The sequence below is a fragment of the Nocardia sp. NPDC051030 genome (assembly GCF_040683015.1).
Taxonomy (GTDB): domain Bacteria; phylum Actinomycetota; class Actinomycetes; order Mycobacteriales; family Mycobacteriaceae; genus Nocardia.
This window is the reverse complement of sequence record NZ_JBFBCD010000003.1, coordinates 13,114-38,522: the sequence shown is the minus strand read 5'-3', so window position 1 is coordinate 38,522 and position 25,409 is coordinate 13,114. Positions and strand designations below refer to the sequence as shown.

The 25,409-nt window shown below is 65.5% G+C and carries 24 protein-coding genes and 4 pseudogenes; 14 read left to right on the top strand and 14 right to left on the bottom strand.

Annotated features, from left to right (window positions below):
* Positions 1-4: 4 nt before the first annotated feature.
* Together AB0N05_RS09220 and AB0N05_RS09215 are read right to left on the bottom strand one after the other, a co-directional pair.
* A complete protein-coding gene (locus AB0N05_RS09220) occupies positions 5-1,249 on the bottom strand; it encodes an ABC transporter permease (protein WP_364689784.1) in 1,245 nt (414 codons plus the stop codon).
* Complete coding sequence (locus tag AB0N05_RS09215) at positions 1,246-1,641, bottom strand: hypothetical protein (RefSeq protein ID WP_364689781.1); 396 nt, start codon at positions 1,639-1,641, stop codon at positions 1,246-1,248. Before AB0N05_RS09215 ends, AB0N05_RS09220 begins: the two co-directional genes overlap by 4 nt.
* A gap of 104 nt (positions 1,642-1,745) precedes the next feature.
* Here AB0N05_RS09215 and AB0N05_RS09210 point away from each other — a divergent pair, with 104 nt between their 5' ends.
* The 5 genes from AB0N05_RS09210 to AB0N05_RS09190 all read left to right on the top strand — a co-directional run bounded on the left by AB0N05_RS09210 (position 1,746) and on the right by AB0N05_RS09190 (position 5,055).
* A complete protein-coding gene (locus tag AB0N05_RS09210) occupies positions 1,746-2,672 on the top strand; it encodes a LysR family transcriptional regulator (protein ID WP_364689778.1) in 927 nt (308 codons plus the stop codon).
* 25 nt (positions 2,673-2,697) lie between these two features.
* Complete coding sequence (locus AB0N05_RS09205; protein ID WP_364689776.1) at positions 2,698-2,916, top strand: type II toxin-antitoxin system VapB family antitoxin; 219 nt, start codon at positions 2,698-2,700, stop codon at positions 2,914-2,916.
* Between the two features lie 103 nt (positions 2,917-3,019).
* On the top strand, positions 3,020-3,184 hold the full coding sequence (locus tag AB0N05_RS09200) for a PIN domain-containing protein (RefSeq protein WP_364689772.1): 165 nt from the start codon (positions 3,020-3,022) through the stop codon (positions 3,182-3,184).
* 254 nt (positions 3,185-3,438) lie between these two features.
* Positions 3,439-3,945, top strand: a complete 507-nt coding sequence (locus tag AB0N05_RS09195; protein ID WP_364689769.1) for a hypothetical protein — start codon at positions 3,439-3,441, stop codon at positions 3,943-3,945.
* 156 nt (positions 3,946-4,101) lie between these two features.
* Entirely contained in the window at positions 4,102-5,055 is a 954-nt protein-coding gene (locus AB0N05_RS09190) for a hypothetical protein (RefSeq protein WP_364692232.1), read from the top strand.
* 37 nt (positions 5,056-5,092) lie between these two features.
* On the opposite strand, the gene zomB is transcribed toward AB0N05_RS09190, so the two are convergent.
* The 3 genes from zomB to AB0N05_RS09175 all read right to left on the bottom strand — a co-directional run bounded on the left by zomB (position 5,093) and on the right by AB0N05_RS09175 (position 9,158).
* Positions 5,093-7,093, bottom strand: coding sequence for a flagellar motor control protein ZomB (gene zomB / locus AB0N05_RS09185; protein ID WP_364689766.1), 2,001 nt, complete (start codon positions 7,091-7,093; stop codon positions 5,093-5,095).
* Positions 7,090-8,439 (bottom strand): glycosyltransferase 87 family protein, encoded by a 1,350-nt coding sequence (locus AB0N05_RS09180; protein WP_364689763.1) that lies wholly within the window; start codon positions 8,437-8,439, stop codon positions 7,090-7,092. Before AB0N05_RS09180 ends, zomB begins: the two co-directional genes overlap by 4 nt.
* Before the next feature lie 320 nt (positions 8,440-8,759).
* Entirely contained in the window at positions 8,760-9,158 is a 399-nt protein-coding gene (locus tag AB0N05_RS09175) for a hypothetical protein (RefSeq protein ID WP_364689760.1), read from the bottom strand.
* Positions 9,159-9,619: 461 nt separating this feature from the next.
* Between AB0N05_RS09175 and AB0N05_RS09170 the strand changes: the two genes are divergently transcribed.
* The 5 genes and pseudogenes from AB0N05_RS09170 to AB0N05_RS09150 all read left to right on the top strand — a co-directional run.
* Positions 9,620-10,024, top strand: a complete 405-nt coding sequence (locus AB0N05_RS09170) for a hypothetical protein (RefSeq protein WP_364689757.1) — start codon at positions 9,620-9,622, stop codon at positions 10,022-10,024.
* A gap of 123 nt (positions 10,025-10,147) precedes the next feature.
* The gene (locus AB0N05_RS09165) at positions 10,148-10,468 is read left to right on the top strand and encodes a DUF1761 domain-containing protein (protein WP_364689754.1); all 321 of its coding nucleotides are present in this window, start codon (positions 10,148-10,150) and stop codon (positions 10,466-10,468) included.
* A 175-nt stretch (positions 10,469-10,643) separates the two neighbouring features.
* Positions 10,644-11,147, top strand: a complete 504-nt coding sequence (locus tag AB0N05_RS09160; RefSeq protein ID WP_364689751.1) for a hypothetical protein — start codon at positions 10,644-10,646, stop codon at positions 11,145-11,147.
* Between the two features lie 539 nt (positions 11,148-11,686).
* Positions 11,687-12,358: a hypothetical protein gene (locus AB0N05_RS09155; RefSeq protein WP_364689748.1), complete on the top strand. Its 672-nt coding sequence runs from the start codon at positions 11,687-11,689 to the stop codon at positions 12,356-12,358.
* Between the two features lie 282 nt (positions 12,359-12,640).
* Positions 12,641-13,117 (top strand): annotated as a pseudogene (locus tag AB0N05_RS09150) (DUF2637 domain-containing protein); the annotation flags it as partial.
* 210 nt (positions 13,118-13,327) lie between these two features.
* Here the strand turns inward: AB0N05_RS09150 and AB0N05_RS09145 are convergent.
* The 6 genes and pseudogenes from AB0N05_RS09145 to AB0N05_RS09120 all read right to left on the bottom strand — a co-directional run.
* Positions 13,328-13,693, bottom strand: a pseudogene (locus tag AB0N05_RS09145) (long-chain fatty acid--CoA ligase); the annotation flags it as partial.
* A 19-nt stretch (positions 13,694-13,712) separates the two neighbouring features.
* Positions 13,713-13,934 (bottom strand): ferredoxin, encoded by a 222-nt coding sequence (locus tag AB0N05_RS09140; protein ID WP_364689746.1) that lies wholly within the window; start codon positions 13,932-13,934, stop codon positions 13,713-13,715.
* 17 nt (positions 13,935-13,951) lie between these two features.
* Positions 13,952-14,917, bottom strand: a pseudogene (locus tag AB0N05_RS09135) (cytochrome P450); the annotation flags it as partial.
* Positions 14,851-15,435 (bottom strand): cytochrome P450, encoded by a 585-nt coding sequence (locus tag AB0N05_RS09130; RefSeq protein ID WP_364692229.1) that lies wholly within the window; start codon positions 15,433-15,435, stop codon positions 14,851-14,853. The pseudogene AB0N05_RS09135 and the gene AB0N05_RS09130, both read right to left, overlap by 67 nt.
* A pseudogene (locus AB0N05_RS09125) lies at positions 15,398-16,303 on the bottom strand (alpha/beta hydrolase); the annotation flags it as partial. The pseudogene AB0N05_RS09125 and the gene AB0N05_RS09130, both read right to left, overlap by 38 nt.
* A 150-nt stretch (positions 16,304-16,453) precedes the next feature.
* Positions 16,454-17,296 carry an SDR family NAD(P)-dependent oxidoreductase gene (locus AB0N05_RS09120; protein WP_364689743.1) on the bottom strand — a complete coding sequence of 281 codons (843 nt, stop codon included), beginning with the start codon at positions 17,294-17,296 and terminating at the stop codon, positions 16,454-16,456.
* 69 nt (positions 17,297-17,365) lie between these two features.
* Between AB0N05_RS09120 and AB0N05_RS09115 the strand changes: the two genes are divergently transcribed.
* A complete protein-coding gene (locus AB0N05_RS09115) occupies positions 17,366-18,919 on the top strand; it encodes an NAD(P)/FAD-dependent oxidoreductase (protein ID WP_364689740.1) in 1,554 nt (517 codons plus the stop codon).
* Between the two features lie 96 nt (positions 18,920-19,015).
* Here the strand turns inward: AB0N05_RS09115 and AB0N05_RS09110 are convergent, their stop codons facing one another.
* Positions 19,016-19,657, bottom strand: a complete 642-nt coding sequence (locus AB0N05_RS09110) for a TetR family transcriptional regulator (protein WP_364689737.1) — start codon at positions 19,655-19,657, stop codon at positions 19,016-19,018.
* A 287-nt stretch (positions 19,658-19,944) separates the two neighbouring features.
* On the opposite strand from AB0N05_RS09110, the gene AB0N05_RS09105 reads away from it, so the two are divergent.
* Complete coding sequence (locus AB0N05_RS09105) at positions 19,945-20,595, top strand: helix-turn-helix domain-containing protein (RefSeq protein WP_364689734.1); 651 nt, start codon at positions 19,945-19,947, stop codon at positions 20,593-20,595.
* A 12-nt stretch (positions 20,596-20,607) separates the two neighbouring features.
* On the opposite strand, the gene AB0N05_RS09100 is transcribed toward AB0N05_RS09105, so the two are convergent.
* A complete protein-coding gene (locus AB0N05_RS09100) occupies positions 20,608-21,804 on the bottom strand; it encodes a serine hydrolase domain-containing protein (RefSeq protein WP_364689731.1) in 1,197 nt (398 codons plus the stop codon).
* A 9-nt stretch (positions 21,805-21,813) separates the two neighbouring features.
* The gene (locus tag AB0N05_RS09095; protein WP_364689728.1) at positions 21,814-22,602 is read right to left on the bottom strand and encodes a phosphohydrolase; all 789 of its coding nucleotides are present in this window, start codon (positions 22,600-22,602) and stop codon (positions 21,814-21,816) included.
* A gap of 103 nt (positions 22,603-22,705) precedes the next feature.
* On the opposite strand from AB0N05_RS09095, the gene AB0N05_RS09090 reads away from it, so the two are divergent.
* Both AB0N05_RS09090 and AB0N05_RS09085 read left to right on the top strand, forming a co-directional pair.
* Positions 22,706-23,611: an SDR family NAD(P)-dependent oxidoreductase gene (locus AB0N05_RS09090; RefSeq protein ID WP_364689725.1), complete on the top strand. Its 906-nt coding sequence runs from the start codon at positions 22,706-22,708 to the stop codon at positions 23,609-23,611.
* Complete coding sequence (locus AB0N05_RS09085; protein ID WP_364689722.1) at positions 23,608-25,395, top strand: long-chain-acyl-CoA synthetase; 1,788 nt, start codon at positions 23,608-23,610, stop codon at positions 25,393-25,395. The genes AB0N05_RS09090 and AB0N05_RS09085 overlap by 4 nt, the downstream gene beginning before the upstream one ends.
* The last annotated feature ends 14 nt before the right edge of the window (positions 25,396-25,409 follow it).

The window sequence follows — 25,409 nt, the reverse complement described above, 5'->3', positions numbered from 1 at the left end:
CCGGTCACCCGGGCGGCAGCTGTTTCGGGGCGTGTCGGCTGAAAGAGGGATTTCGGTCGTAGAGGGCGGTGATCGCCGCACCGGCGAGGACGGCGACCACGCTACCGATCGATACCTGGAGCCACGCCGCATGCAATCCCGAACTCGGTGCCGAATGGAAATAGAGGATCGAGCGCAGCCCTGTCACGATCGGCCGCATCGGTTCGAATTTCGCGAGGATGTGAAAGAACGCGGGGGTCGCTTCGATCGGAATCGTGCCCGCCGAGGATGTCATGGCCATGGCGACGAAGAAGAACATGTTGATCAGCGGAGCGAGCGAACCGAAGATTGCGAAGACCGTGAGGGCGCCGAGGACGACGGCGGCAATCGTGGTGGCGGAGAACAGATACAGCTGCCGCGGGGAGGCGACCGGCATGTCCAGGACCCGGGTCGCCACCCACTGGACCAGTCCGGCGCTCGGGGGCACCGCGATCAGCGCGACACACCATTTGACGATCATCATGTGCAGGCGGGACAGAGGGGTGTAGTCGCGGCGTCGCACCCTCGGCCCGAACTCGGTGGGCTGAAACCCGCTGGCGGAGTCCACCACCGGATGGATCACCGAGGCGCCGACGAATCCGAGGAGAACCAAGACCATCGCATAGTAGAAGACACCGGTTCCCAACCCGGTATGCGCGGGTAGTGCGGTCAGCGGTGCGGTCACGACCGAGAAGGGGTTGGCCAATGCGGTAGCGGCGGCCGCGTTCGGCACCTGCTGCGGCAACTCGGCACCCAATCCCGCTGCCACCGCGCTGATTACGGGCGTCAGGTATCCGGTGAACAACCCGGCGCTCATGGTCCCGGCAGCCGGATTGGTGTCGAGATGGATCACCGCGTGCGTGGCGGGACCCGGCGCTCCCCCGGCGAGCCGGGCGACCTCGGCATTGAAATCGGCGGGTATGCGAACGGCTCCGAAGAGCTTGCCGCTCTCCATCTGCTCGCGTTCTCGTTCGGCGGACATCGGAATGAGCTCGATTGCCTCATGGTCGACGCCCCAGATGATGGCCGCACCGACTTTGTCGGCGACACCCACACCGTCGGTGGTCTGCGGCTCAACGACCATGGCGACCGGCAGCCCGCGCAGGTTCCCGCTCGGATCGAGGGTGCCGCCGAGGTAGACCGCGGGCAGCGCGACCGCCAGGATCAGCGTGACGAGCAGGGCTGGGAGCCAGGTGCCGGGATGGCGGGCGAAGTCACGGGTGCTTTTCATGCCGCGCGATCGGGTGTGGCCGAGCCGCGTTGCTCGGCGAGTCGGCGGCTGATCTCGTCCCAGGACAGGCGCAACTCATCCGCCGGTGCGGTGAAGAACACGAAAGTCGCGTCCCGCATGACTTTTCGCTTGCGGACCACGGTCGAGCGGTGCGGCTCGGAACGCGCGTAGGTGTAGATCGCCGCTTTGTCGTCCCATACCGAGTAGGTCCAGAAGACGCCTTTCAGCATTTCCGCCTTCAGGGTCAGCCCGAGCACTCCCGGCGAGCGGCGGGCCTGCCACCACAACGACAGCGATGCGAGCAGGAACCCGGGAGCGTGGCGCCACGAGTTCACCTCGAGGCGGGAGGCCATGCATTGCACCTCGGGGGTGGTGGGAGTGCGAACCGTCATCCATGGAATCGTTGGCATGTTCTCAGCCTCGGTTCGCGGCCCGAATTGATCAACGAGGAACTGCGTATGATGCGTTAAGCCACCGTGATTGATAGGAAGACCGCATGGACCTGCGCGATCTGGATTTGCGCGACATCGAGATCTTCCTGATGTTGTCCGCGGAGCTGCATTTCGGTCGGACCGCCGAACGATTGCACCTCTCGCAGGCGCGAGTCAGCCAGGTGATCGGGAAACTGGAACGCCGTATCGGCGGCAAACTCTTCGAACGAACCAGTCGCACCGTGACTTTGACACCGATCGGGCTACGGCTGCGGGACGACCTCCAGGCCAACTATCGCGACCTGCGGGCCAGCCTGGGCCGCGCGGCCCGCGCCGCCCGCTACGGCGAGGCAGGCATACTGCGGCTGGGAATCACCAGCAGCAACCTCGACGATATCCGCCCGCTGTTGAACACCTTCCAGTCCCGGCATCCCGACTGCACCGTGCACGTCGAACACGTCCATTTCGGCAACCCCTTCGGCGCGTTGCGCGGCGACGACATCGACGCACTGGTGAGCTGGCTGCCCATCGAGGAACCCGATCTGGTGGTGGGCCCGACCCTGCACGAAGAACCGTTCATGCTGCTCGTCGGCGCGGATCATCCACTGGCACAACGAGAATCGGCCTCCTACGAGGATCTGGCCGACTACGGCGTCTTCGGAGTACCCCCGATAGACCCGGTGAACTCGCCCCCCGACTACTGGACCGCCGCCGCCGTCCCCTACTTCACCCCCAGCGGCCGCCGCATCCCCCGCGTAGCCCAAGCAGCCAACTTCCAAGACCTCATCCTGCTCGTAGCCGCAGGCAAGGCCATCACCCCGGTCCACGCCCACGCCGCCCGCTACTACTCCAGACCCGACGTCACCTACATCCCCATGCCCGAAGTCCCGCCCGCCCGCTGGGCCCTGATCTGGCGCCGCTCCGCCGAAACCGACCTCATCAAAGACCTCGCCGCCGCATCCACACCCGCTACGCGCAGCACTCCCTCATAGGCCGGATCATAGGTGGAGGCTTGCCATGACAGTCACGCAGATCGACCTCGACGACGACGCTCTACAGCGCGTGATGGCTCTATCGAAAGCGAAAACGAAAAAGGACGCGGTGAACCTGGCCCTGCGGTTCTACGCGGAGAAGCAGGAGCGTGCCACTCGCATCGCCCAGCACTTCGAGCGAGCACGGAACTGGGGGGCGATCGACGAAGCTGCTCGTCGGCACGAGGAGGAGAAGGCCCGGTGATCTACCTGCTCGACACCTCGGCCCTGGTTCGACTGCTGCCGAACGAGAAATTGCAGCACACGTGGTTCGACGCGATCGATGGGTCGCAACGACGCAGTACCGGATGTCGCGGGCAGGCGAACACCGCAGCGCCTCAGCGATCGATCTCATCATCGCCGCGACCGCCGCGCACCACGGATTGACTGTGCTGCACGACGACAACGACTTCGCAACCGTCGCACGCCACGCACCCGAGTTGCGGCAGCACAACATTCACGACATCGCCTGAAACCCTGCCTGCTCGATGATGACCCACACCGCAGCCACGGTGATCATCGAGGCACTGCACCAATCAGTTCGCACCGCCAGCCCTCATACACTCAGCGAGCACGCAACACGACCAGAACGGTGATGGCTCACCGGTGACGGTTGCGGCACCAACATCACTGCGGCGCAATCACGTTCGGCTGTTTTCTATGCGGGGATGCGAGGGTTGCGCGCATCATCGAGCTAGCACTGCCTGACAACGAGTGGAGAGGCGGTATGCGAGTTCCAGTGACCGCGGTGTCGGATGCCTCGGCAAGGGCATGGCTGGGAGCGGCGGTGATGATCGTTGCGGTGTGCGGCGCGGGCGGATGCGGTTCGGAGAAGGCCGGGTACCCGGTGTCGGCGGAAACGACGACCGCTCGGACAGTCACGACGGTCCGAACGACGACACCGCCGACTACAACGACAACCACCACCACGGAGACTGTTCCGGCCACCTTGCCGCCGGCTGCCGACGGGACCGATCTCGATGCGTGCGCCGACGGCAACTGCGAGATTCGAGTTGACGGCCCGACCGCCATTCCGGTCGTCAACTATCCCGGGGTCAAAAACCTGCAGGTGCAGCAGATCAGCGAAAACGCGATCACTCTCACCGCGACGACAGGATCCATGAACATGACGGCCACCTCCGGCCCCGGGGGAACCATCACTCTGAACGGCCTCGTCGTGAAGGTCATCGCGATCAAAGACGGGTCGGCGGTGCTTCACGTGAGTACCCCGTAGTCACACTCGGCTCGGCAATCACCACTGCCCGTAGTACCGGGCCAGCTTCGATGGTGAACGGGTGCGGAATGTCGGGTTCGAACATGACGAAGCCGCCGACCCAGAGTGCCTTGTTTGTGACAAATATGGCCAATGTCCAATTCGTTGGACTGAAGGATCCCATGCGTCAGGCGGAGATTCGAAGAGTCGTTGGATCGTTTACGACGCCACTGGAGGCCCCGATTCGATCTCATGGTCGACGCACATGGCCTGCCTGGCACTGAAAGCTGGGATCCCACTGCGTATCTGGTCGACGACTGCGCCGATGCACAGATGGCGGTGATACCCGCGATACGACTGTCGGATCCCGAACAGGTGCTGAACGAGGTTGGGGCGGCTGTGCGACGAGCTTGTCATCAACCGATCTGTCTTCGTCTCACCGAAGCGGACCTCTCCGGCGATGACGCATCCAGCCTGCCGTGGCGAGTCGAGCGTGCAGTTCACGCCCTGGGGAAATCGCCGGACTCCATTCACCTCGTTGTCGATCTCGGTACCGTCGCCGACGAGGACGACGCCCTACTCGAGGCCAGAATAGCCCGGCGGGCACTCCTGCACCTCCCGCACATTGATGGGTGGAAATCGATAACGGTTGCGGGAGGCGGATTTCCACAGGATCTCCGGCGCATCCCACCCAAGGTGATCACGCGAATAGAGCGCAGTGAAGTGACCCTCTGGCGCACCGTACTAAGGCGGCTGGACGAAAAGTTCAGCAGGACTCTATCTTTCGGCGACTATGCCATAGCCTTCCCGCGACAGGCATCAGGCGGAGGATTCAGTCCTCCACCGCAACTTCGCTACACCGCCGACAATGCCTGGCTGGTCATGAAATACGGCAAGAACGAACGTCATGCCCGATTTTTCGACATCTGTGGAGTGATCGCCGACCAGCCCGAGTTCACCCCCGGACTGACCTGGGGAGACGAGGAAATCGAGGCACGAGGCCGCCGTGAGGACTTACATCCCTTCCCCACGGAACCCGGGCCGGGTAATGCATCGACCTGGCGAGCCATCGGTACCAGCCACCACATCGGATTCGTGGCCACCCGTCTCACGGCACCAGGTGAGCCATGACGCCCAATCCATCCATACCCACATCAATTACCGGCCCTCATCGCGGTTCGACCGGAGCGGGTGGGAGGGGTTCGGGGAGTCCGCAGCGTCGCAGGTCGTATTTGGCTATGCGCTCGATGCGGGTGCTCGCGAATCCGAAGGCCTGGACGATGTTGTGACGGAAGCGGCTAAAGGTCAGGGGGGCTCGGGTGGAGGCGATGAGGTCCTGGGTGGCGGGGCAGGACAGGGCGGTTCGGGCCTGCTCGACCTGGGCCTCCCTGATATGGGCGGCCATCCACGGGTGCAGGGCGACGACGCCGGTGTCGGCTACCACCCAGCTCGCGTCAAGGTTCTTGTCATGGCCGATGCGGCCGTCGGTGAGCCGATCGGTGTGCGCCGCAATCGGATACGCCAGACCGACCGGGTCGAGGACTCGTACGTTCAGGGGCACGTTCATGCTCGACATGCCGAGGTTCAGGAAGAAGACGGTGTGGCCGATGCCGCCTGCGGGTACGGGCTCCGGCGGGGGGATGACATACCAATAGGTTTGGTCGGGCAGGTTGATCACGAGCCCACCGTTCGGGGTTTGCGCGATATCGCGAACCAGGGGCCGCATGCGCGGGAAGTCCAGGTAGTCCTCGGCGCGGATGGGATGGTCGTGACCGCTATAGAGCACGTAGTAGATGCGCTCGTCCACAATGCCGCTGGCCCGGATCGTGGTGCCGGAGGTGATGGCGGTGGTCTCGGCCGCGAACCACGCCCAGCCGATCGTGCCGAGGAATGCGACCAGGACAATCGCGAAAGGCCAATCGAGACTGGGCCGTTCGTGACTCGCCGCCTCAGCGACCAATCGGATGGGCAGGACCATCACCGGCATCAGGAGGCAGAACAGCTGTGGCAGGAGCATGCGGCCGTGCATGAAGTCCCCGCCGACCCGGAGCTCATAGACGGTGAGCAGCACTCCGGAGCCGACCATGAGGGTCACCACGGCGGCCGGACTGTGCAACCATCGACTGAATTGGTGAATCTTATTGAGCAGTAGCCTTTTCCGGTCTGTCACCACCGAACCCACGACTGCGGGATCGGCAGCCGAACCGGGTGTCCGTTGCTCCCACAGCACCACACCGGCCCACATCGCGAGCACCACGAGCGGCACCCACAGCCAGTAGGGCCCGGCCAGATCCTGGAGGTAGAGGAACCCCTGCTTCCATTTGGCGCCGCTGGCTTCCTTGGCGACCGCGGTATTGGGATAGGGCAGACCGTAGTAGCCCATCCGCCAGATCTGATACGAGCCGGGCACGAGCCCCGCGACCGCAACCGCCGCTCCGCGAAACACCCACGGCCGCAATCGAGTCGAGGGAACCGGAGCACACACCAGCATCAGCAGGGCGAGCGCTCCCACCATGGCCAACTCCGGGCGAATGAGCGGAGCCAGCCCGGCCCAGCACGCCAGCGCGAAAAACGCTGTGGGCCGCACTATTTGCGCTTGTGACCATCGAATCATCGACCACCACAGCACCGCCAACCAGAACAGGACCAGACAGCTCTCCAATCCGGAGCTGGCGTAATCGCGCGCCGGCGGCAGGGCGATATAGACGAGCGCCCCGGCCGGAATCAGCAGCGCTGATCGCGTTCCGCCCCATAGCCGTGCCGCACCCACCATGGCGATGACGATCGCCACTACCGACAGGGTGAGCGAGATACCGAGCACCACGTATTCGAGCCGCAGCCCCGTCAGCCAGCTGAAGAACCACACGACATAGGTCCAGGCCGTACTGGTGTTGGTCTCGACCCGCTCGTTCATATTGAAGACGGGTCCGTTGCCCGCCAACAGATTTCGCACCGTGCGCAGCACGATCAGTCCGTCGTCCGCGATCCAGCGGCGTTGCCACGCACCGGAGGCGAAGAGTGCCGCGGTCAGGACGATGCCGCCGAGTAGAACAAAGCGCGAGAACCTGGATGTCGATCCGGCGAGCCGAGGTGCCGATGATTCCGCGGTAGTGGCGTCTTCCGCCGGGGTCCATTCCCGCGCGACGTCGAGCGAAATGGACAGTGTCACTGATAGCTCCGATCAAGGAGAGGTTCGTGAGATTCGAGATCGACTGTGCCGAAATCGACATGCGCTCCGGGCTCGGCGTCCGGAGGTGAGAGGAGGTCACGACGCCGCACGATCACATAGATCGCGGTCGCAATGAGCAGCATCGGATAGCACCCCGCGTACACGGGCACCGCGAGATAGGACCACCAGTCCGGAATGTCGTCGCGCGGCAACATGAACAGACCGATGCCGATCGGGTGCGGCGACTCGGCCAGTGGCGGCCGGTCGGGGTAGTTCCACCACCAGCAGAAGCTCACCGCCAGCACGACCGCCAGCGCCACCCAGCGCGTGCGATCGATGGTGGTGCACGCATGGTGAATCGCGAGAATGAACAGCGGCATGAACCACACCCAGTGATGCCCCCATGAGAACGGCGACGCACACGCCGACGTCATACCGGCCACCGTGATCGCCAGCAGCACCCGGCCCGACCGATAGGCCAGTGTGGCGGAGTACAGCCCGAGCGCGATAACCGGTATCGCGGCCGCCAGCCACATCCACATCGGCGGCGTATACACCGTCCCGACCATGAATCCGTCGGCGTCGAAGAACCGAAGTAGTTGTGCGACAGAGCCATTGATCGATTGATTGCCGGGCGAATCGACCGCCCCCACCCGCCCGGAGGACGTGACCTGCGCACCCCAGTAGGCCCAGGCGTCACGCGGCCGGGTCAGAAATCCGATCCCGATGGTCGCCGCGAAGGTCGCGGCCGCGATGCCGAGCGTGCGCCACTGCCGGGTGCAGGCCAGGTACAGCAGAAAGAACGCGGGCGTCAGCTTGATACCCGCCGCGAGTCCGACACCGATCCCGCGCAGCCGGGCATCTGCCGGGCGGGTCAGATCCCACACGATCAACAGCACTAGAAGGACATTGATCTGACCCAGCCAGATGGTCGAGCGCACCGGCTCCAGCGCGGTGCACACCACGGCGAGTACCGCCGCGAAAACCCAGGTGCGCGCGGTGTTCTCATAACGCAGCACCAGCAAGCAGCGGGCGACCAAGGCGATCAGGGCGACCATGATCGCGATCCACCAGAGCACCTTGGCCGTCATCACACCGACCAGCGCGAGCGGTACGAACACCAGCGCCGCGAACGGGGTGTAGGTGAACTCCATCTCCCACACGATCGGCCCGCCATACAGCGGAGTCCGCTCCAGCAGCGCCTGCCCTCCCGCCCGGTAGACCTGGAGGTCGAGGTCGCAGCTGAAGATTCCGTAGTACGGGTTGCTCATCGGCAGCGCGAAGACATGCCACACCAGGACCGCGACCGCGGCGATCGCGCAGACCGTCATCATCGGGGTCGTCACCGCGAACCGGTCGATGGTCCTGTTCGAAGAGACTCTTCGTGGAGCGGGCCGTACAGGAGAGCACATCGGATTCCGATCCGCGCGCTCGCTTCACCTCGTGTTCGAAAAGCCGCACGCAAAGTGTTCGGCCGAGGCCGGGAATCGACCTGGCAAACCAATGAAAGATCTCAACCGAGGCTGAATAGTAGCGGCACTTCCGTCCTGGTTTGTGCCGCGAAACACCCAAAATCGGCATATCAGACCAACTTTCATTGCCGATTTTCGAAACATCGCCGATGAAGGTCCCGCAGCGCCCTTCCACGTGAGCTCGCACGCTCGGATCAGAATGCGGGAACGTCGCTTGTGGTGGCGTTGCCGGTGACCGACGGTTTCAGGGAGAGGTCCCAGTCGGTTTGCTCGTCGAACGGGTCATCGAACTTCTCGAATCTGCGATTGCGGGTGAATTCGAGCGTGCCCTCGTCCCAGTCCGTACCGGTCTTCATGTAGACGAAGTAGGTGCCTGCGATTCCACTGAGCGTCGCCTCGGAATTGCCCCATACATAGATCGTCGCCTGTGGTGTCGAAGGGTTGCCGTTCGTCACCACTATCGCGCAGTCCGCGCTGTTGTCGTTGATGATGTGCAGGTTCCCCGAACCCACAAGGCCGCTCTGCTGAACAACCCGGCCATCCTCCCCGCGACGGTTCAACACCGGTGGTGGTGGCGCCGTAGTCGTGGTCATGGTCGTCGTCGTGGTCGCGACCTGGCTGGTTCGTGCAGTCGTCGGCGCGGACCTGCTCGAGTCCTGCGAAGTCCCGCACCCCCCGACCAACGCCACCGCAGTAACCGCGACAACGGCAAACCAGCTTCGCCCCGACATCACGCCCCCGTGTTCAGGCTCGCAGCAACAGCTTTCGCATTCCAGCATCGCGCGCGACGCCGGACGATGCCAGCCCCCGAAGTACGGGGCAAGCAGTTCGGAGTGTCAAAGACCGCGGTCCTGGCGTTGCTGACCGAACGAGGTGTGACCCGCCGCCATGGTCCGCGATAGGCATCCACGTCGACCTGCGCCACGAATGACTTCGCAACTCCACGAATTGGCCTCTGACGCAACATAAACCGCCGGATGCCTTGACTCAACCTGCCGGTTCGGCAGCATCGCCACTCACAACCTGGGCAAGCAATCGCAAAGGACAACAGGCAATGACGGATTTCCTGACCATGCTGATTCGACCTGCCGGAAACTCCCAACACATCCTGACCTTGGGAAACGGATGGTCAACCGCCATCGAACAGCTTCACGACGGCACCTACTCTGTCGAACATCCAGCGGCGATAGACGAAATTCTGCGAATACTCGAGCGAGGAGAAGAAGCCAGCCTGATCCTGCGAACCTTCACTCCGGAGATCGGCCACACCCTGCCGAACGGCACATCCATCCCGATCAAAGAGGTACGCGGCTGGTACATCAACGAGGGCGTCGTCCACCCGCTCTCCGAACAGCAGATGTTCAACGCAAGCTGCATCGATGCGGACACAGGAGAGCCGATCCCACCAGAGCGGGCAGTCCGATACGTCGACGCCTACACGCTCCAATTCGAAGTCTGAGCTCGCCTTTCAACCCCTCGATTCAACGGGCCTCCGCGCACGCCACGAACACCGCCGAAACCGGCAGCAAGGATGCGACATGGCCCTTCGCGATGATTTTCGGCCCGTTCGCCGGTCTACTACATGGTCCTCACCAAGCAGATGGTCAAGGCGGGCAGTGCGGCCGGTGATGCCGGGACTCCGCCACCGTGGAAGGTGGGCCTCGCGCTACTGCGCAACCTCGTGTTGACGGTGGTCGCGGCGGAACTCGCGGCGTCCATCGGGATCGACGGGTGGTTCGACGGGGCGAAGCTTGGCCTCGGACTCTGGCTCGGCTTCCCGGCGATTCTGCTGTCCGGCTCTGTGATCTGGGAGAACGTCTCATGGCGACTCGCCGTCATTCATTCCGGCGACTGGCTCCTGAAGCTGCTGATCATCGCGGTACTCATCGGCGTATGGCGCTGACGCCCTCGAATTACTCACCGCAGCTATTCATTTCGTGGCAGTGATGGCTCACCGGTGACGGTTGTGGCACCAACATCACTGCGGTGCAATCGCATTCGACTGTTTTCTATGCGGGGATGCGAGGGTTGCGCGCATCATCGAGCTAGCACTGCCTGACAGCGAGTGGGGAGGCGGTATGCGAGTTCCAGTGACCGCGGTGTCGGATGCCTCGGCGAGGGCATGGCTGGGAGCGGTGATGATCGTTGCGGTGTGCGGCGCGGGCGGATGCGGTTCGGAGAAAGCTGGGTACCCGGTGTCGGCGGAAACGACGACCGCTCGGGCAGTCACGACGGCCCGAACGACGACACCATCGACTACAACGACAACCACCACCACGGTGACTGTTCCGGCCACCTTGCCGCCGGCCACCGACGGGACCAATCTCGACGCGTGCGCCGACGGCAACTGCGAGATTCAGGTTGACGGCCCGACCGCCATTCCGGTCGTCAACTATCCCGGGGTCAAAAACCTGCAGGTGCAGCAGATCAGCGAAAACGCGATCACTCTCACCGCGACGACGGGATCCATGAATATGACGGCCACCTCCGGCCCCGGGGGAACCATCACTCTGAACGGCCTCGTCGTGAACGTCATCGCGATCAAAGACGGGTCGGCGGTGCTACACGTGAGCACCCCGTAGCCGCAGCCTGCGGAAACTTGAATTTGCACGCGCCAAAATCGATGCAGGACAGCGCGCCGGGCGTGTGGTGCGCGACGACGCGCGCACCACAGCCCTCTCCTCACGCCAGAATGAGGTTGGTTTGGTTGATTCCTTGGCCTGCCCCAGGGTCAGCTCCGGAACCAGTGGTTCCGGAGCCGTTTTCGCTAGTAGCGGGGACCTCTCCCAGCCGCGACAGCAAGAGCACCCGCGCCTGACAATGGGCCGACCACCACCTCAGGACTTGGATGATCCGCTCGACGAGCCCGAGGTGATCAATTCGAGGATGCATTCCAGGCCGAAGGACATTGCCGGGTGGCATCCGTACCCCACCTCCCGTGCGGGAGTCGCTGCAGGCACAGCAGGGTCGGCCAGGGCAACGCCGCTTCCGAGTGCCGTTGCCGCAATGATCAGCGAACCCGCGACTGCCGTGCGCACTGCGTGCCGGGTGGTTAATTGCATCCCGAAAACTCCTCCGAGCTGATGAAACAGAATCCCGGGAACCTACAGCCGAGAAATAAATGCCGAGTTGGCAGCTGATTGTCGTGGCCACCTGTGAGGCATTCCTGAAGCCGAGTTCGGCGAATGATGTTGAACGCGATGTCCGTTTTCGCGGCCCCCCGCGGACATTCATCAGCGCCACGACAGCCGTCGATATTGCACGTATATCGCACAAAAAACGGCAGGCCATCGCAATCTATGCGTTGACCTGCCGTTTCTTGGTGGACCTAGCTGGGCGTTATTCAAACCGCGCTGACCTGCAGAAACTCGAAACCACGCGCGCCAAAATCGACGCCGGACGGCCATCGGGACTGCCACGCCGCCGGAAACAGCAACGCGCGGACCACCCACGCGAACCACGCAAAATCGAGCGTCGCCTCACCACCACGACCGTCGAGGAACTCATCCAGGCCTACCGGGATGGCACCTCCACCGCACAGCTCGCAGCGCACTACGGGATCTCCAAAACCGCAGTCCTGACCATGCTGACCAACCGCGAGGTTCCCCGGCGCTATCAGTCGATGACTACCGCCGACATCGACCACGCCGACCTCCTCTACCTCGCGGGCCACTCACTCGTCAGCTGCAGCAAGCTCACGGGCTTTCCCGCCAGCACGATCAGAGACGCTCTCCGCGAGCGCGGCACACCCATGCGCCCCGCCGGAGGCCGCCGCGGCGATACCAGCCCATGACCGCAGGCGATGTCGCGTGAGCCGAGCAGCTCTATCTCAGCGGTCACTCTCTGGCTGCCTGCAGCACGCTCACCGGCTTTCCCGCCAGCAGCCTCGACCGTGCCTTGAACAAGCGCGGCACCCCACGCGACTTGTCGGCCGACCTCGCTCCACCGATCGGTAGAACCAGGACGATCCGGCGTGTCGCCACGCCGTACCTCGAACTAATTCGCCACTTCAGCAATCGATCAGCAAAACGATAGTTCGCCGCGAATCGCTCTCCGGACACACCTGAGGACAAACATGCCACCAACCACCCACATCAACGCCATCCCGTTCGGCGCCGACTCGTCCGCAACGACACACCCTGCCACAGACGCCAAACACGACAAGCGTGCGCACATCTTCTTCTGGTGCGCGCTCACCACCTCCGCCACTGTCAGCGTCACCGGCAATGCGACTCACGCTCTCCTGCATGCCCAGTCGCTGCCGGTCGTGGCCGCAGCAGTCGCCGTGGTGCCCCCGATCGCGCTGCTCGCCGCCGTGCACGGTGTCACGATCCTGCTGCGTGCGCACGCCCGAGCTCGTGTTACCCAACTCCTTGCGACACTGATGACCGTACTGATAGCCGCCGGCGCGTTCCGGCTATCTTTCACCGCCCTGCGCGATCTCGCAGAACTGGCCACCGTCCCCGGACAGGAAGCATGGCTGTGGCCCCTCATCATCGAGGGATCCATGGCGCAGGCAACGGTCGCCCTGCTCGCTCTCGCCCGTTCGGAATCGTCGCGTGCGCACGAGCCGTCCGCCGCGGTCGAGCCGAACATTGGTACGGACGCTGGTTCCGCCGACGTGAGCGCGAACATCGCGCCCGAAGCTCGCATCGATACCAAGGCCGAGTCGGAGCGTGCACACGACAACGATCCTGCGCGCGTTGCGCACAAGACGACACCAGATGCCGGTTCCCCATCGACGGATTGCGTCCTGGCCGGTCTTCAGGCTGACGGCGGCGCCGACTTCCTCGCCGAGGATGTCGTCGGGTATGCCGACGACGGCAACTTCGCGCACGGCCGGGTGCTCGTAGAGCACTTCTTCGATTTCCCGGGGGTACACGTTGTACCCGCCGCGGATGATCATGTCCTTCTTGCGGTCGACGATGAAGTAATAGCCGTCTTCGTCGATCGTGGCCAGGTCGCCGGTACGGAACCACCCTTCGTCGTCGATCGCGGCGGACGTCGCGTCTGGCCGGTTCCAGTAGCCCTTCATGACGTTGTGGCCGCGGATGCCGATCTCACCGATGCCGTTCTCGCTCGGGTCGAGCAGTTTCATCTCGATGCCTTTGACGGGGGTTCCGATGGCCTTCGCCTGTGCCGTTTCCTCACTCCTCGCTGACTTCGATCGCGCCCGACGGGCAGTAGCCCCTCGCGGTCCGAACCAGCTCGACCAACTCGGGCGGGACATCGATCGGACCGGCATCCAGCCGTTGCCCTGCGTTCAGGGCGACAATGCTGTCCGGTCCGAGCGTGAACACCGCCGGGACGGTTCCCACATAGAAGGCGGCGGCCTGGCAGATCTCCGGGTCGACCGATACGCGCGTCATGCGTGCTTCCTTCCGTTTCAGATCCGGGTCAGGGTGACCGGGACGCCGCCCTGCACGGTGGTCACCATGCTGCAGGCATGGCGCGGCTGCCATCCGGGAGGCGTCTCGAGGCGGTAGCGCTGGAAGATCAGCGCGAGCAGGAATTGGGCGTTCATGTAGGCCATGCCGAAGCCGATGCAGTGGTGCGGTCCGGCGCCGAAGGGCAAGAAGGCGAGTTTGGGCCGCGCGTTGACCACTTCGGGGTTGGTGAACCGGCTCGGGTCGTAGCTGTTGGGGTCTGTCCACCAGCGCGGGTCGCGCTGCAGCGCGTACAGGGAGACGCCGACCATGGTCCCCTTCGGGATCGGATAGCCGCCGATCACGTCGTCGCGCATCGCGAAGCGATGGTTCAACGGATGCCCCTGAAGGCGCTGGCCCTCGTCGAAGCACGCCTTCGCCCAGCTCAGGCGAGCGAGGTCATCGATCCCCGGGACGGCACCGCCGAGAGCTTCGACCTCGGTGTAGAGCGTCTGCGCCGCGTCCGGGTTCTGGCACAGCAGCGCCAAGGTCCACGAGAGCGAGGCGACCACGGTGTCGTAGCCGGCGGTCGTCAGGACGCCCAGCTCGGCACGCAGATCCTTGCGGCTGAGCCGGGATCCGTCCTCGTAGCGCGCGTCGAGCAGGAGTTGGAGCAGGTCGGTGCCTTCGATCGGATTCGCCTCGCGCTCGGCGATGAGGCGGTCGGCGAGTGCCTGCGTGCGCCGTAAAGCCCCCGGCAAGCTGCGCCGGCCGGGGCGCGGCACCAGGTTGGGCGGCGGTTTGAGCAGCATCCCGGTGGCGAAGGTGCTGATGATCATGTGTAGGTCGGCGTTGATCTGGGTGAGCTCGGTGTCGGAAAAGGACGTCGAGTACATCGCGCGCAGGAATGCCGGTAGCGTCAGCTTCGCGATCTCATGCTGCAGGTCGAACACCTCTCCGGTGTCGGCGGCGGCGTCCCAGCGCGCGAGCCGGGCGACGAACTCATCGGTGATCTGATCCGCGATCTGAGCCAGGTGGCGTCGGCCGAACATCGGGTCAGCAAGCCGCGTCGCTCGCGGAACTCCTTGCCCTCCATCCACGGCACCGCCGCGCCCACCAGGCGGGAAGCAGGCGCACCCAGATGTCCGATCATGCTGTAGGCGCCGGTGCGGTCGAGCATGATCCGGGCGACATGGTCGGGGTGGTTGACCACGACCAGGTCGTGGACCGGTAGCGGCAGCCGGAAGACATCGCCGTAGCGGCGGGTGCACTCGCGCAGGTACTCGTACGGGTCCCGAGCGTATGACCGCAGGACACCTATGCCCGGCAGCCCGGTGGGACCGGGCGGAAGCGGGCCGGGGCGACCGCGCCCGCCGGCGACGCTGCGCGCGAACCTCAGTGGGCGCCGGGTCGGCCAGAACGGGTCGCTGGCCAGGGCACTCGGCAGCCTCCGCAGCGTGCGGCTGCTGATCCCAGACCTGCAGATGACAGGGCACCGAGGCATCGGCGAGACGCTCCGCGAGGTGCTCGACATCGGCGAGGACGTACTCGGTGGAGCCGATGATCAGCAGGGTGGGGGGCAGCGCGGTGAGATCGGCGTTCGCGGGCTGCAGCCGCGCATCGAGCTGCGGGTGGCGACCGACGAACCGGTGCACGAGGAAGGGTACGAGGTTGCGTGGGAGCAGCGGGTCACGGCGGGCGTTGGGGTGTGTCGCCATGCCGGCGCAGTCGATGTGCACGACGGGGGAGATCCCCACCACGCCCGCGGGACGCGGAAGGTCGCCCATCCCGATCGCCAGGCAGGTGATCAATGCGAGCATGCCACCGGCCGAATCGCCCGCGATGACGATCTTTTCGCTCGCGTAGCCGCGGTCCAGCAGGTAACGGTAGGCCTCGACCGCGTCGGCGGCGGCATCGGCGATCGACCACTGCGGGAACTGGCGATACGCCACCTGGAGCACCGGAGCCGACGTAGTCGTCGCCAGCCGCGCCGACACGCCGCGGTGGCTGCGCAACCCCCCGGACACGAAGGCACCGCCGTGCAGCAGCAGCGTGGCCGCGTCGGAGCGCACGGAGTAAGGCGTCCTCACGAGCTCGCCGCGACAGTGCGTCAGCGCAACGGTCTCGACGGTGGTGTCGTCGGGAGTGCGCAGCGCCGCACCGACCAGGTGATCGACCACACCGTAGGGCAGGCGGTCCAGGACACCGTCGGGCAGTCGCTCGGCGACTCGTACCGTCGCATCGATGCCACCGCGTATAGGCAGGGCGACGAGCTCGGTCAAGAGCTTCGTCCGCAGTCCTGCCGGGCCGCGGTTCTCCACCAGGAGATACGACTGGTCGAACGGGCGCAGCGCGCTGCCGACGGGCGTCATGAATGACGGGGCGGCAGCCTCCGAACGGTAAGTAACTGCGGTTGTTGTCATTTCTGGGTTCCTCAGACTTCCTTCTGCATGGCTGGATGAAACCTGTGTCCTGAACCGGCCGGCCGCGGCCGCTGGTGCGTCTCCCGTTGCCTCCGCGTGCTAATGCAGGATTCGAGTGACGCCCTCGCGTACGACGGGCAGGAACAGCCCGTGCGGTGCGTAGCGCATGGTCGGTGCGAAGAGGAACCGGGACTTGGGGCCGGTGACGACTGTCCGGTCCCCGCGTCGCATCGCGCGCACGGCGGCGCGGGCGACGAACGCGGGCTCGCGGAAGAGAAAGAGGAAGTCCTCGGCGGAGGAGAACCTGGACCGGCGTGCACGCGCGAGGCGATCCTGGTTCGAGACCGTGTCGGTCACCAACTTGGTCAACGTGGGGCCGGGCTGCAGCGACGTGCACGACACACCGGTGCCCGACAGCTCGACGTGCAGGGCCTGGGAGAAGGAGTGCAGGAAGGCCTTGGTGGCACCGTAGGACGTGGCGAGCGGGAGGGGGCAGTTGGCACCGATCGATGCCGTGTTGAGGATCGCGCCTTCCCCGCGCTCGACCATTCCCGGGAGCACTGCGCTGGTGAGCTCGTGGGGGGCCACGGCGTTGACCGCCATCACGCGGCTCTCGCGTTCGTAGGGCAGCTCGTGGAACCGCCCGGTGGTGTAGAGCCCGGCGTTGTTGCAGAACCCCACCAAGTGCCGTGGGTCCTCGGCGATGCGCTCGATCAGCGCTCTGCGCTGCTGCGCGTCGGCGAGGTCGCAGCCGATCGTGACAACGGGAGTTCCCGCGGGGGCGGCGTTCGCGGCGACGTCGGCCAGCCTCTCCTCGTCGATGTCGACAGCGATCACGCCGTAGCCCCCACGCGTGAATTCCGCGACGAGCGCTGCGCCTATGCCGGACGCGGCGCCGGTGACGACCACGACCGACTCGGGGGAAGGGCTGGGTAGGCTCATCGCTTTTCTCCAAACAGTCGCTCAACAAATATTCGCGTAATGACAACGCCCATTGTTACTATGCATGACATGACTGTCAATCAACGACGGTGCGCGAGCGCGCCGGACCATCGCGTCGTGATACTCGGGGCGGGCATCGCGGGGATCGGCCTCGGCATCCGCCTCAAGCAGGCGGGCATCGAGGATTTCGTGATCCTCGAACGCGCCGATGACTTCGGAGGCACCTGGCGAGACAACGTCTACCCCGGTGTCGCGGTCGACATCCCGGGCTTCGGCTACCAGTTCTCATTCGAGATGAAGCGCGACTGGCGGCGCGTCTTCCCGACCGGGGGCGAGGTGAAGGCCTACCTCGACGGCTGCGTCGACAAGTGGGGCCTGCGCCCGCATATCCGGTTGGGTGTCGAGGTGACCGGGGGGACCTACGACGACGAAAACGCCCTCTGGCACGTCGAGACCTTGCGTGGCCCGCTCGCGGCGCGGTTCCTGATCATCGCCGTCGGCCCGTTCGCCGAGCCGAAGATGCCCGACATCCCTGGGCTCGACGAGTTCGACGGCGCGCTGCTGCACACCGCACGGTGGGACCGCGACGTCGAGCTCGACGGGCGCCGGGTGGCCGTCGTCGGCACCGGCGCCTCGGCGGTGCAGGTCGCGCCCACGGTCGCGCCGGTGGTACGCAGCCTCACGGTGTTCCAGCGCACGCCGGTCTGGGTCATGCCGCGACCCGATGTGGCGTTCGGCCCGATGCGCCATGTGCTGAAGCGGCTGCCGCTGGTCAACGAGGCCGCGCGGGCAGCGACGATCGGCGGCATCGAGATGGTGGCCGGCCGGGTGTGGAGAGCCGCGCCTCCGCGGCTGGTCGAGAGGATCTCGCGCGCACACATGCGGGTGTGCGTCTCCGACGCCGAGACGCGCCGGAGGCTGACGCCCAAGTACGGGTTCGGCTGCCAGCCGTTCGGAATCTCCAACGCGTACTGGCGCACGTTCAACCGCGACAACGTCACGCTCGAGACGACCCCGATCGAGCGGGTGACGCCGCGCGGCATCCGGACCTGCGACGGTGTCGAGCATCCGTTCGACGTCATCGTCATGGCCACGGGCTTCGCTGATCACACGCCCCCGGTCCCGCTGCGCGGCGCCGGCGGTGCCGATCTGCGCGACTACTGGCGCGAGCATCGTCCGCAGGCCTACGAGGGAGCAACCGTGCCGGGCTTTCCGAATCTCTTGTTCGTCCTCGGACCGCACGCGTATACCCCCGGTTCCTACACGAACCTCGTCGAGGTGCAGGCCACGCATCACATCCGGCTCATCAAGGAGGCCGAGCGGCGGAAGGCTGTGGCCGTGGAGGTCACCCAGGACGCCACCGCCCGCTTCCTCGGCGAGGTGGATCGTGCGATGGACGGCAACTTCCTCCGCGGCGAGGCATGCGCCCGATCGAACAGCTTCTACGTCGACGACAACGGTGAGATCACGATCCTGCGGCCGCAGACGCTGATCAAGGCATGGTGGCGGGCGCGGCACTTCCCGCTCGAGGACTACCTCTTCCATCGCGAGCCGGCGACGAGCGATCATTCGACCGTCTCGGCGGTCGCCTCCAGCCCGACGCCGAGGATCGCATCGATGTAGGCGCCGCGAATCGAAGCGCCGAGCTTCGACCCTTCGTGTGTCGAGCGTCGGCGCGCATCACGCCGCGAGGTTGGACGCCCCGGCCGCGGCAGGCGGTCAGAGGCTCAGGCGCCGGTCGATAATCCCGCGCACGAGATCGAGCCCCAGTTCGACGAACTCGTCGATCGATACGTCGGCCTCGCCGGTGGCCCAGCGACTGATCGAAAAGACCACTGCCCCGAGCAGCGCGCGGGCAATGAATGCAAGCTCGCGATCCTCGGCCTCGACGGTGGCGAGGCGTCGCAGGATGTGCGTGACGATCAGTTGCTCGCCGGTGTTCATGAACGCGTCGAAACGCTCCCGAAGGACCGGCTCGGCGGGGGGCTCGATGAGCAGCAGCCGGACGAGCCGCGGGTCCTGTTCGAACGCTTGCAGAATGGTCGTGAGTGCCTGGCCCAGGACCGACATCGGCTCCTGATGCTGTGCCTCGCCGGCGTAGTAGAGGACGAGGCCCTCCGAGACAAGGCGTCCGACGGCGTCGTCGAAGACGGCAGCGACGAGCGCGTCGCGTGAGGCGAAGTTGTCATAGACGTGGCGCTCGGTCAGCCGGGTGCTCTGGCACACCGCCCGGATCGTCAGCGCGCTCGTGCCGCCGGTGCCGATCAGGTCCAGGCCGGCGGCGAGGATCGCGGCGCGGCGCGCCGCGCGACGCTTCTGGAGCGCCGGACCCTCGCGGCGGGACGGTATACGAGTGTTCATCTACGAGTGTCGATCAGACGCTTCTGACGCATGTGCATAGTGTCTGACAGCTTACGATGTCAGGTGGGATCATCCGTCGCGGGCGGCGCGTGGCAGGCCGCGCAGCTTCTCGAGCGAGTCAGCGTCGGCCTTCTCGGTCACGGCGGTGCCCATCGGCTCCCGAGAGCGGTCCGCCGTCGAAGAAGGCCTCGATTGTCACGCTGATGTCGCAGGCAATATACACTCGGTGGTTAATATGTCTACGTCATTTTGATCGACCTTCTCAGGGATGGACTAGGACTTGCACGATGTCGACTACTGAGAGCCGCCCTGCGACCGTCCGCTCTGTCGGCGTGGGCCGGGCGGTCAGCGCACTCCGAACCTTGATCGAGATGGGCGCCGGCTCGCGTCCACCCGAGGCTCTCGATCCACTGCTGGACGCCACCGTGCGAGCGGTTGCCGCTCACGGCTTTGTGCGCACGTCGATGTCGGACCTGGCGCGCGAGCTGGGCGTGACGCGGAAGACCCTCTATCGGCAGGTGTCCTCGGTCGAACAGGCCATCCTGCTCGTCGTCGAGCGCTCGACGTACGCGTTCCTCGACGACGTCAGCTCGAGCCTCTCGGCCGGGAAAGGCCCCGAGCAGGTCCTCCTCGAGTCGGGCGGCCGGTGGGTCTCCGGGTGGCAGGAGCATCCGTTCACCCGCCGGCTCTTGGAGCACGAGCCGGAGGTCCTGGGCTCGCTGTTCACCACCGGACTGATCGTCGAAGGCGTACAGCGCATCGCTGATCGGCTCGCACCGATGATGCCGCTCATTGCACCCGGGCCCATCCAGGAGAACGGCGATTCCCGCCGACGCGCCGAGTGGCTGGTGCGGACGCTGGTGAGCCTCATCATGCTGCCCACCGACGACGACCTCGACGCCGTCGTAACACTCGCCATCGCCCCCATCCTCCGCTGAGCGATAGGTCGCCTATTTCTGCTCGCGCGTCGCGTGAGCGGACTGGGCCGCGAGGGCCGCAAGCACCGGCAGACGAGCATCGCCAACGCTCGAGACCGCACCGCCGAGACGGTTGGTGACAAAGGCGACCGACAGGCCCAGTTTCGGCATGGCGATCCCTCCCGATCCACCGATGCCGATGTGGCCCAGCGCATCTCGGCGGAACCGGCGGCCGACGATGGCGCGATGGTAGCCCATCGAGTGGTTCAACGGGACGCCCGCAACGTAGTCGTAGCGGCTGTTGAAGGGCATGTCGGTGATGGTCCGCACGGTGTCGGCGCGCAGCAGACGGTGGGAACCGACGACACCGTCATTGGCGACAGCGGCGTACAGCCGCGCCAGCGAACGCGCAGTGAACACACCGTTCCAGCCCGGCATCATGGCGTCGTAAGCAGCATCGGAGTCGTGGGGGATATCGAAGACGCCGTCGTAGACGGAGCCGAACAGAGCGCGCAACGGCGGGATGAGTGTTCCTGCCCTCGCGAGGGTATCCACAGGGACCCTCGCAATGTGGTGGCGCGGACGAAGTTCGGCGAGTCGGTGTCGCTGCTGCGTGGGGACCCCAAAGTAGAAGTCGTTGTCGCCCAATGGTTTCGCGAGCTCGTCGCGAACCAGGTCCTGGAAACTCCGCCCGCTGGCGCGCTGCGCAAGTTCAGCCACCAGGGTTCCGAACGTGACGGTGTGATAACCGGAGGCCTTCAGTCGCCGCGGGTCCGGTGCCGCCGCCGCCAGCGCTTCCGCACTGGCGTCATGGTCCAGCAGCGCATCGGGGTTGGCCAATAGACCCCGCACCTGCTGCAATCCCGCTCGATGGCGCAAGAGGTCGCGCACGGTGATGGCGTCCTTGCCCTTCGCGGCAAACTCCGGCCAGTACTCAGCCACGGGGTTGCGGTATTCGATCATCCCCTGCTCGGCGATCCGGTGCAGGACGGTTGCGGCCACCCCCTTGCCCGTCGAGTACGACAGCGCCAAGGTGTCGGCCTCCCACGGCCGACCGGGCGCCGCCCAGCCGCCCCAGATGTCCAGCACCGGCTCACCGTCAAGGTAAACGGCCAACGCCCCGCCGCCCGGATCGGGCGGCCCGAACATCGAGTAGAACCTGGCAGCGACCTTCGTGAACCGATCGTCGATGAGCTCGTAGGGGTAGCCGGGTTCAGTGAACGTCGACATCGCTGCTCGCTAGTCGGAGTAGGGCGCGGCGCCCATCACCAGCGAGGCGGGCATCAACCTGACGACTACATTGAGACGGCCGTTCGGCACGGCACGGGCCTCGGCATGCAGGGCGGTGATCAGTTCGCGCTTGAGGTTCAGCCGCGGGTAGCGGGTCAACAGGGCTGCCACCCATGTGGGGTCGAACTCGTCGAGCCGCTTCGCCATGCAATCGACAAGAGAGCCGGCGAGGACATACCCGCCGGGGATGTCGAGGTGGTGGTCGATACCCGCGTTCGCATGATCACTGGCGGCGGCACCGACCGCTTGCGCCCGCTTCGGATCGACACCGACGGCTTCGGCGACCGCGACCGCGCGCTCGCCGCCGACGACGGTGAAGCATCGTCCCGGAGTCGGCCGGTCGAGGCCTCGATCATGCAGCAGCGAACCAGCGTAAGCGAGCTCGTCATCGACCTTGATGCCATCGATCTGGGTCAGCACGCGGGCGAAAAAGTATGTCCGCATCGAGTGGTTGAACAGCCACGGCGGCAGTGTGTCGCGTGCCTCCTCCTCGGCCGCTGTTGCGAGCTTGGAGTCCGGAAGCCGGACGTCGTCGAAGTTCAGCCGGCCGGCACCGCGCCGACCCAGCCGGTACCTGACGGCACCGGGAACCGAAGACGGTATGAGCGCCAACGTGCGACCCGCCACCCGCAGTTGCTGCGCGCGGGTGAGATTTCCACCCGTCCGCTTCGCCCATTCCCAGTCGAACTCGTTAGATGCGCTCACGGCGTTCCCTTCGTGCTTGGCCGGTGAAGACACCGTCCGACGTAAGTATACAAATGATACAGATTGTCTGAAGAGTGTATACTAGCCCGATGTGTGCGACCCCACTCCCGATGAACTGCAGCAGGCGAGGCGACCGATGAAGATCGCAGCGCTCAATCCGAACGGCTTGCTCCGAGCGCCGTCCTACGACGTGCAAGGGCGCGCGGCCCTGGTCACCGGTGCCGGGCAGGGCATCGGCCGGGAAGTCGTGCGCATTCTGTCCGAGCGCGGTGCGTCGATCGTCGCGGTCGACATCGACGAGGCGGCAGCGCAGGAAGTCGCGACCGAGTTCGGCGATCGAGTCCTTGCGATGGGTGCCGATGTCTCCGACCGCGCGGCCATGGTGCGCGCGGTCGAAGCGGCCGTCGAGCGGTTCGGCCGCCTCGACATCGTGGTCGCGAACGCGGCAATGATGGCCGGCAAGGCGACGATCAGGACCATGGTCGCGGAAGATTTCGACCGCGTTCTGGCGGTCAACCTCACGGGCGTTTTCAATACCGTCCGCCCCGCACTGCGTCACGTCGTCGACAACGGCGGTCATGTGGTCGTCGTGTCCTCATGCGCCGCGTTCGGGCCAGGACCGAGTAACGCCGCATATTTCACGAGCAAGGCCGGAGTCGAAGCGTTCGGCCGGACCTTGGGCGTTGAGCTGGCCGCCGTTGGCGCCAGCGCCGGCGTCGCATACTTCGGCGTTGTCGACACGGCGATGGCTCATCAGGCCCTCGACGCCGACGAGTTCGCACGCGGGGCGGCCGCGATGCTTCCCTGGCCGCTGGACGCGAGGGCCACCGCGCAGGAGGCGGCGAAGTCGATCGCGGACGGCATCGCGCGGCGGGCGGTGCGCACCTACTCCCCTGCGCGGTGGGAGCTGCTCGGGCTCGTCCGCGGCGTGGCGAACGTGGCGATCGATCGCTGGTTCGCCCGCGATCGGCGCATGCACGAGCTGATCCGCGGAGTGGAGTGCGACCCGATGGATCGAGCCCCGAGAGGACTCACCCGATGAAGCTCCTCCGGGATATCAGGTGGCTCCAGGAAATGGTGCCGGTGCTACGCGCGATGCGAGGGTTCTCGGCGACGGGACGCGAGACGATCGCGACACAGATCGAGGCTGTCGTCGACCGGTCCCCCGATCGACCGGCTCTCATCTCGGACGAGGCGACCTGGTCGTATCGAGAGCTGGACGCCTTCGCCAACCGATTCGCGCACTTCTATCTGTCGCAGGATCTCGCAACCGGCGACGTGATCGCCCTCGACATGCCCAACCAGCTCGAGTACGTGGCGGCCTGGCTGGGAGCGGCCAAGCTGGGAGTCACGACCGCGCTCATCAACACCAACCTGTCCGGCCCGCAGCTCACCCACTGCCTCGAGCTGGCCGATCCCAAACTGGTGGTTCTCGGCGGGGACCGGGTCACCGCCTTCGCCACCGTCGACGGTCGGCTGGATGACCTGCCGGTTTACACCCTCGGCGGCGACGGCGCGCATGTGGCCCTCGAACCACTGTTAGCCGCAGCGCCGACCACTCGTCCGGGTGATGCGCACCGCAGGGGCATCACCACTGGCGGGACCGATGTCTTTCTCATTTACACGTCGGGAACGACCGGGCTGCCCAAGGCCGCGAGCATGAGCCATCTGCGCGCCCTGTCCATGACTTCCGCGCTCGTCATCATGCTCGAGCTGGGGCCGGGGAGCCGCCATTACACGTGCCTTCCGCTGTATCACGCCGCGGGTAGCGGGTCGATTTGCGGGGCCCTCCTGGCCGGCGCGACCGCCATCATCGTGCCCAAGTTCTCTGCCCGCCAGTTCTTTCCGGATCTGGTGCGGTTCGAAGCCACCTCGTTCCATTACGTCGGCGAGCTGTTCCGTTACCTGGTCAACCAGGACCCGGTCCCCGAGGAGAGGACCCACAAAGTCACGCGCTGCGCGGGCAACGGGCTGCGGCCCGACATCTGGCCAGTTGTCCAGGAGCGCTTCGGGATTCGAAGGATCCTCGAGGGCTACGGCTCCACCGAGGGCAACGTCTCGATGATCAACGTGGAAGGCAGGCGGGGCGCGGTGGGCCGGTACCCCAGCTTCGTGCGCAAGGCCCTGGGTATCGAGTTGATCCGCTACGACATCGAGGCCGACCAACCGGTGCGCGGCCGGGACGGTCGCTGCATCCGCTGCGCACCCGGCGTTGCCGGTGAGTTGATCGGCAAGATCCCCGCCAAGACCGGTGTCTCCACCGGCCGCTTCGAGGGGTATACCGAAGCGGAAGCCAACGAACGCAAGATCCTCCGCGACGTCTTCAAACCGGGCGATGCCTATTTCCGCAGCGGTGACCTGCTCCGCATGGACGAGGACGGCTTCTTCTACTTCGTCGACCGGATCGGCGACACCTTCCGATGGAAGGGCGAGAACGTCGCCACGACCGAGGTCGCCGAAATGCTCTCCGTGCTTGCCGGCATCGACGAGGTCAACGTCTACGGCGTCGAGGTGCCCGGCGCCGACGGGCGAGCCGGAATGGCCGCCATCGTCTCGCATGAGGACGGCCCGCTCGACCTGAGCGCGCTATACAAGGCGACCGAACGTGACCTCGCCCCGTACGCGCGCCCGCTGTTCCTGCGCATCCAACCAGGAATCGAGGTCACCGGCTCGCTCAAACATCGCAAGGTGAACCTGGTGCAGCAGGGATTCGATCCCTCGAAGATCGAGGACGCCCTCTACTTTCGCAGCACCCTCGCCGGGACGTACGTGCCGTTGACCCAGCAGGTGTACGACGAGATCTGTGCCGGTGCCACGCGCATTTGACCAGGGCCGGCCGT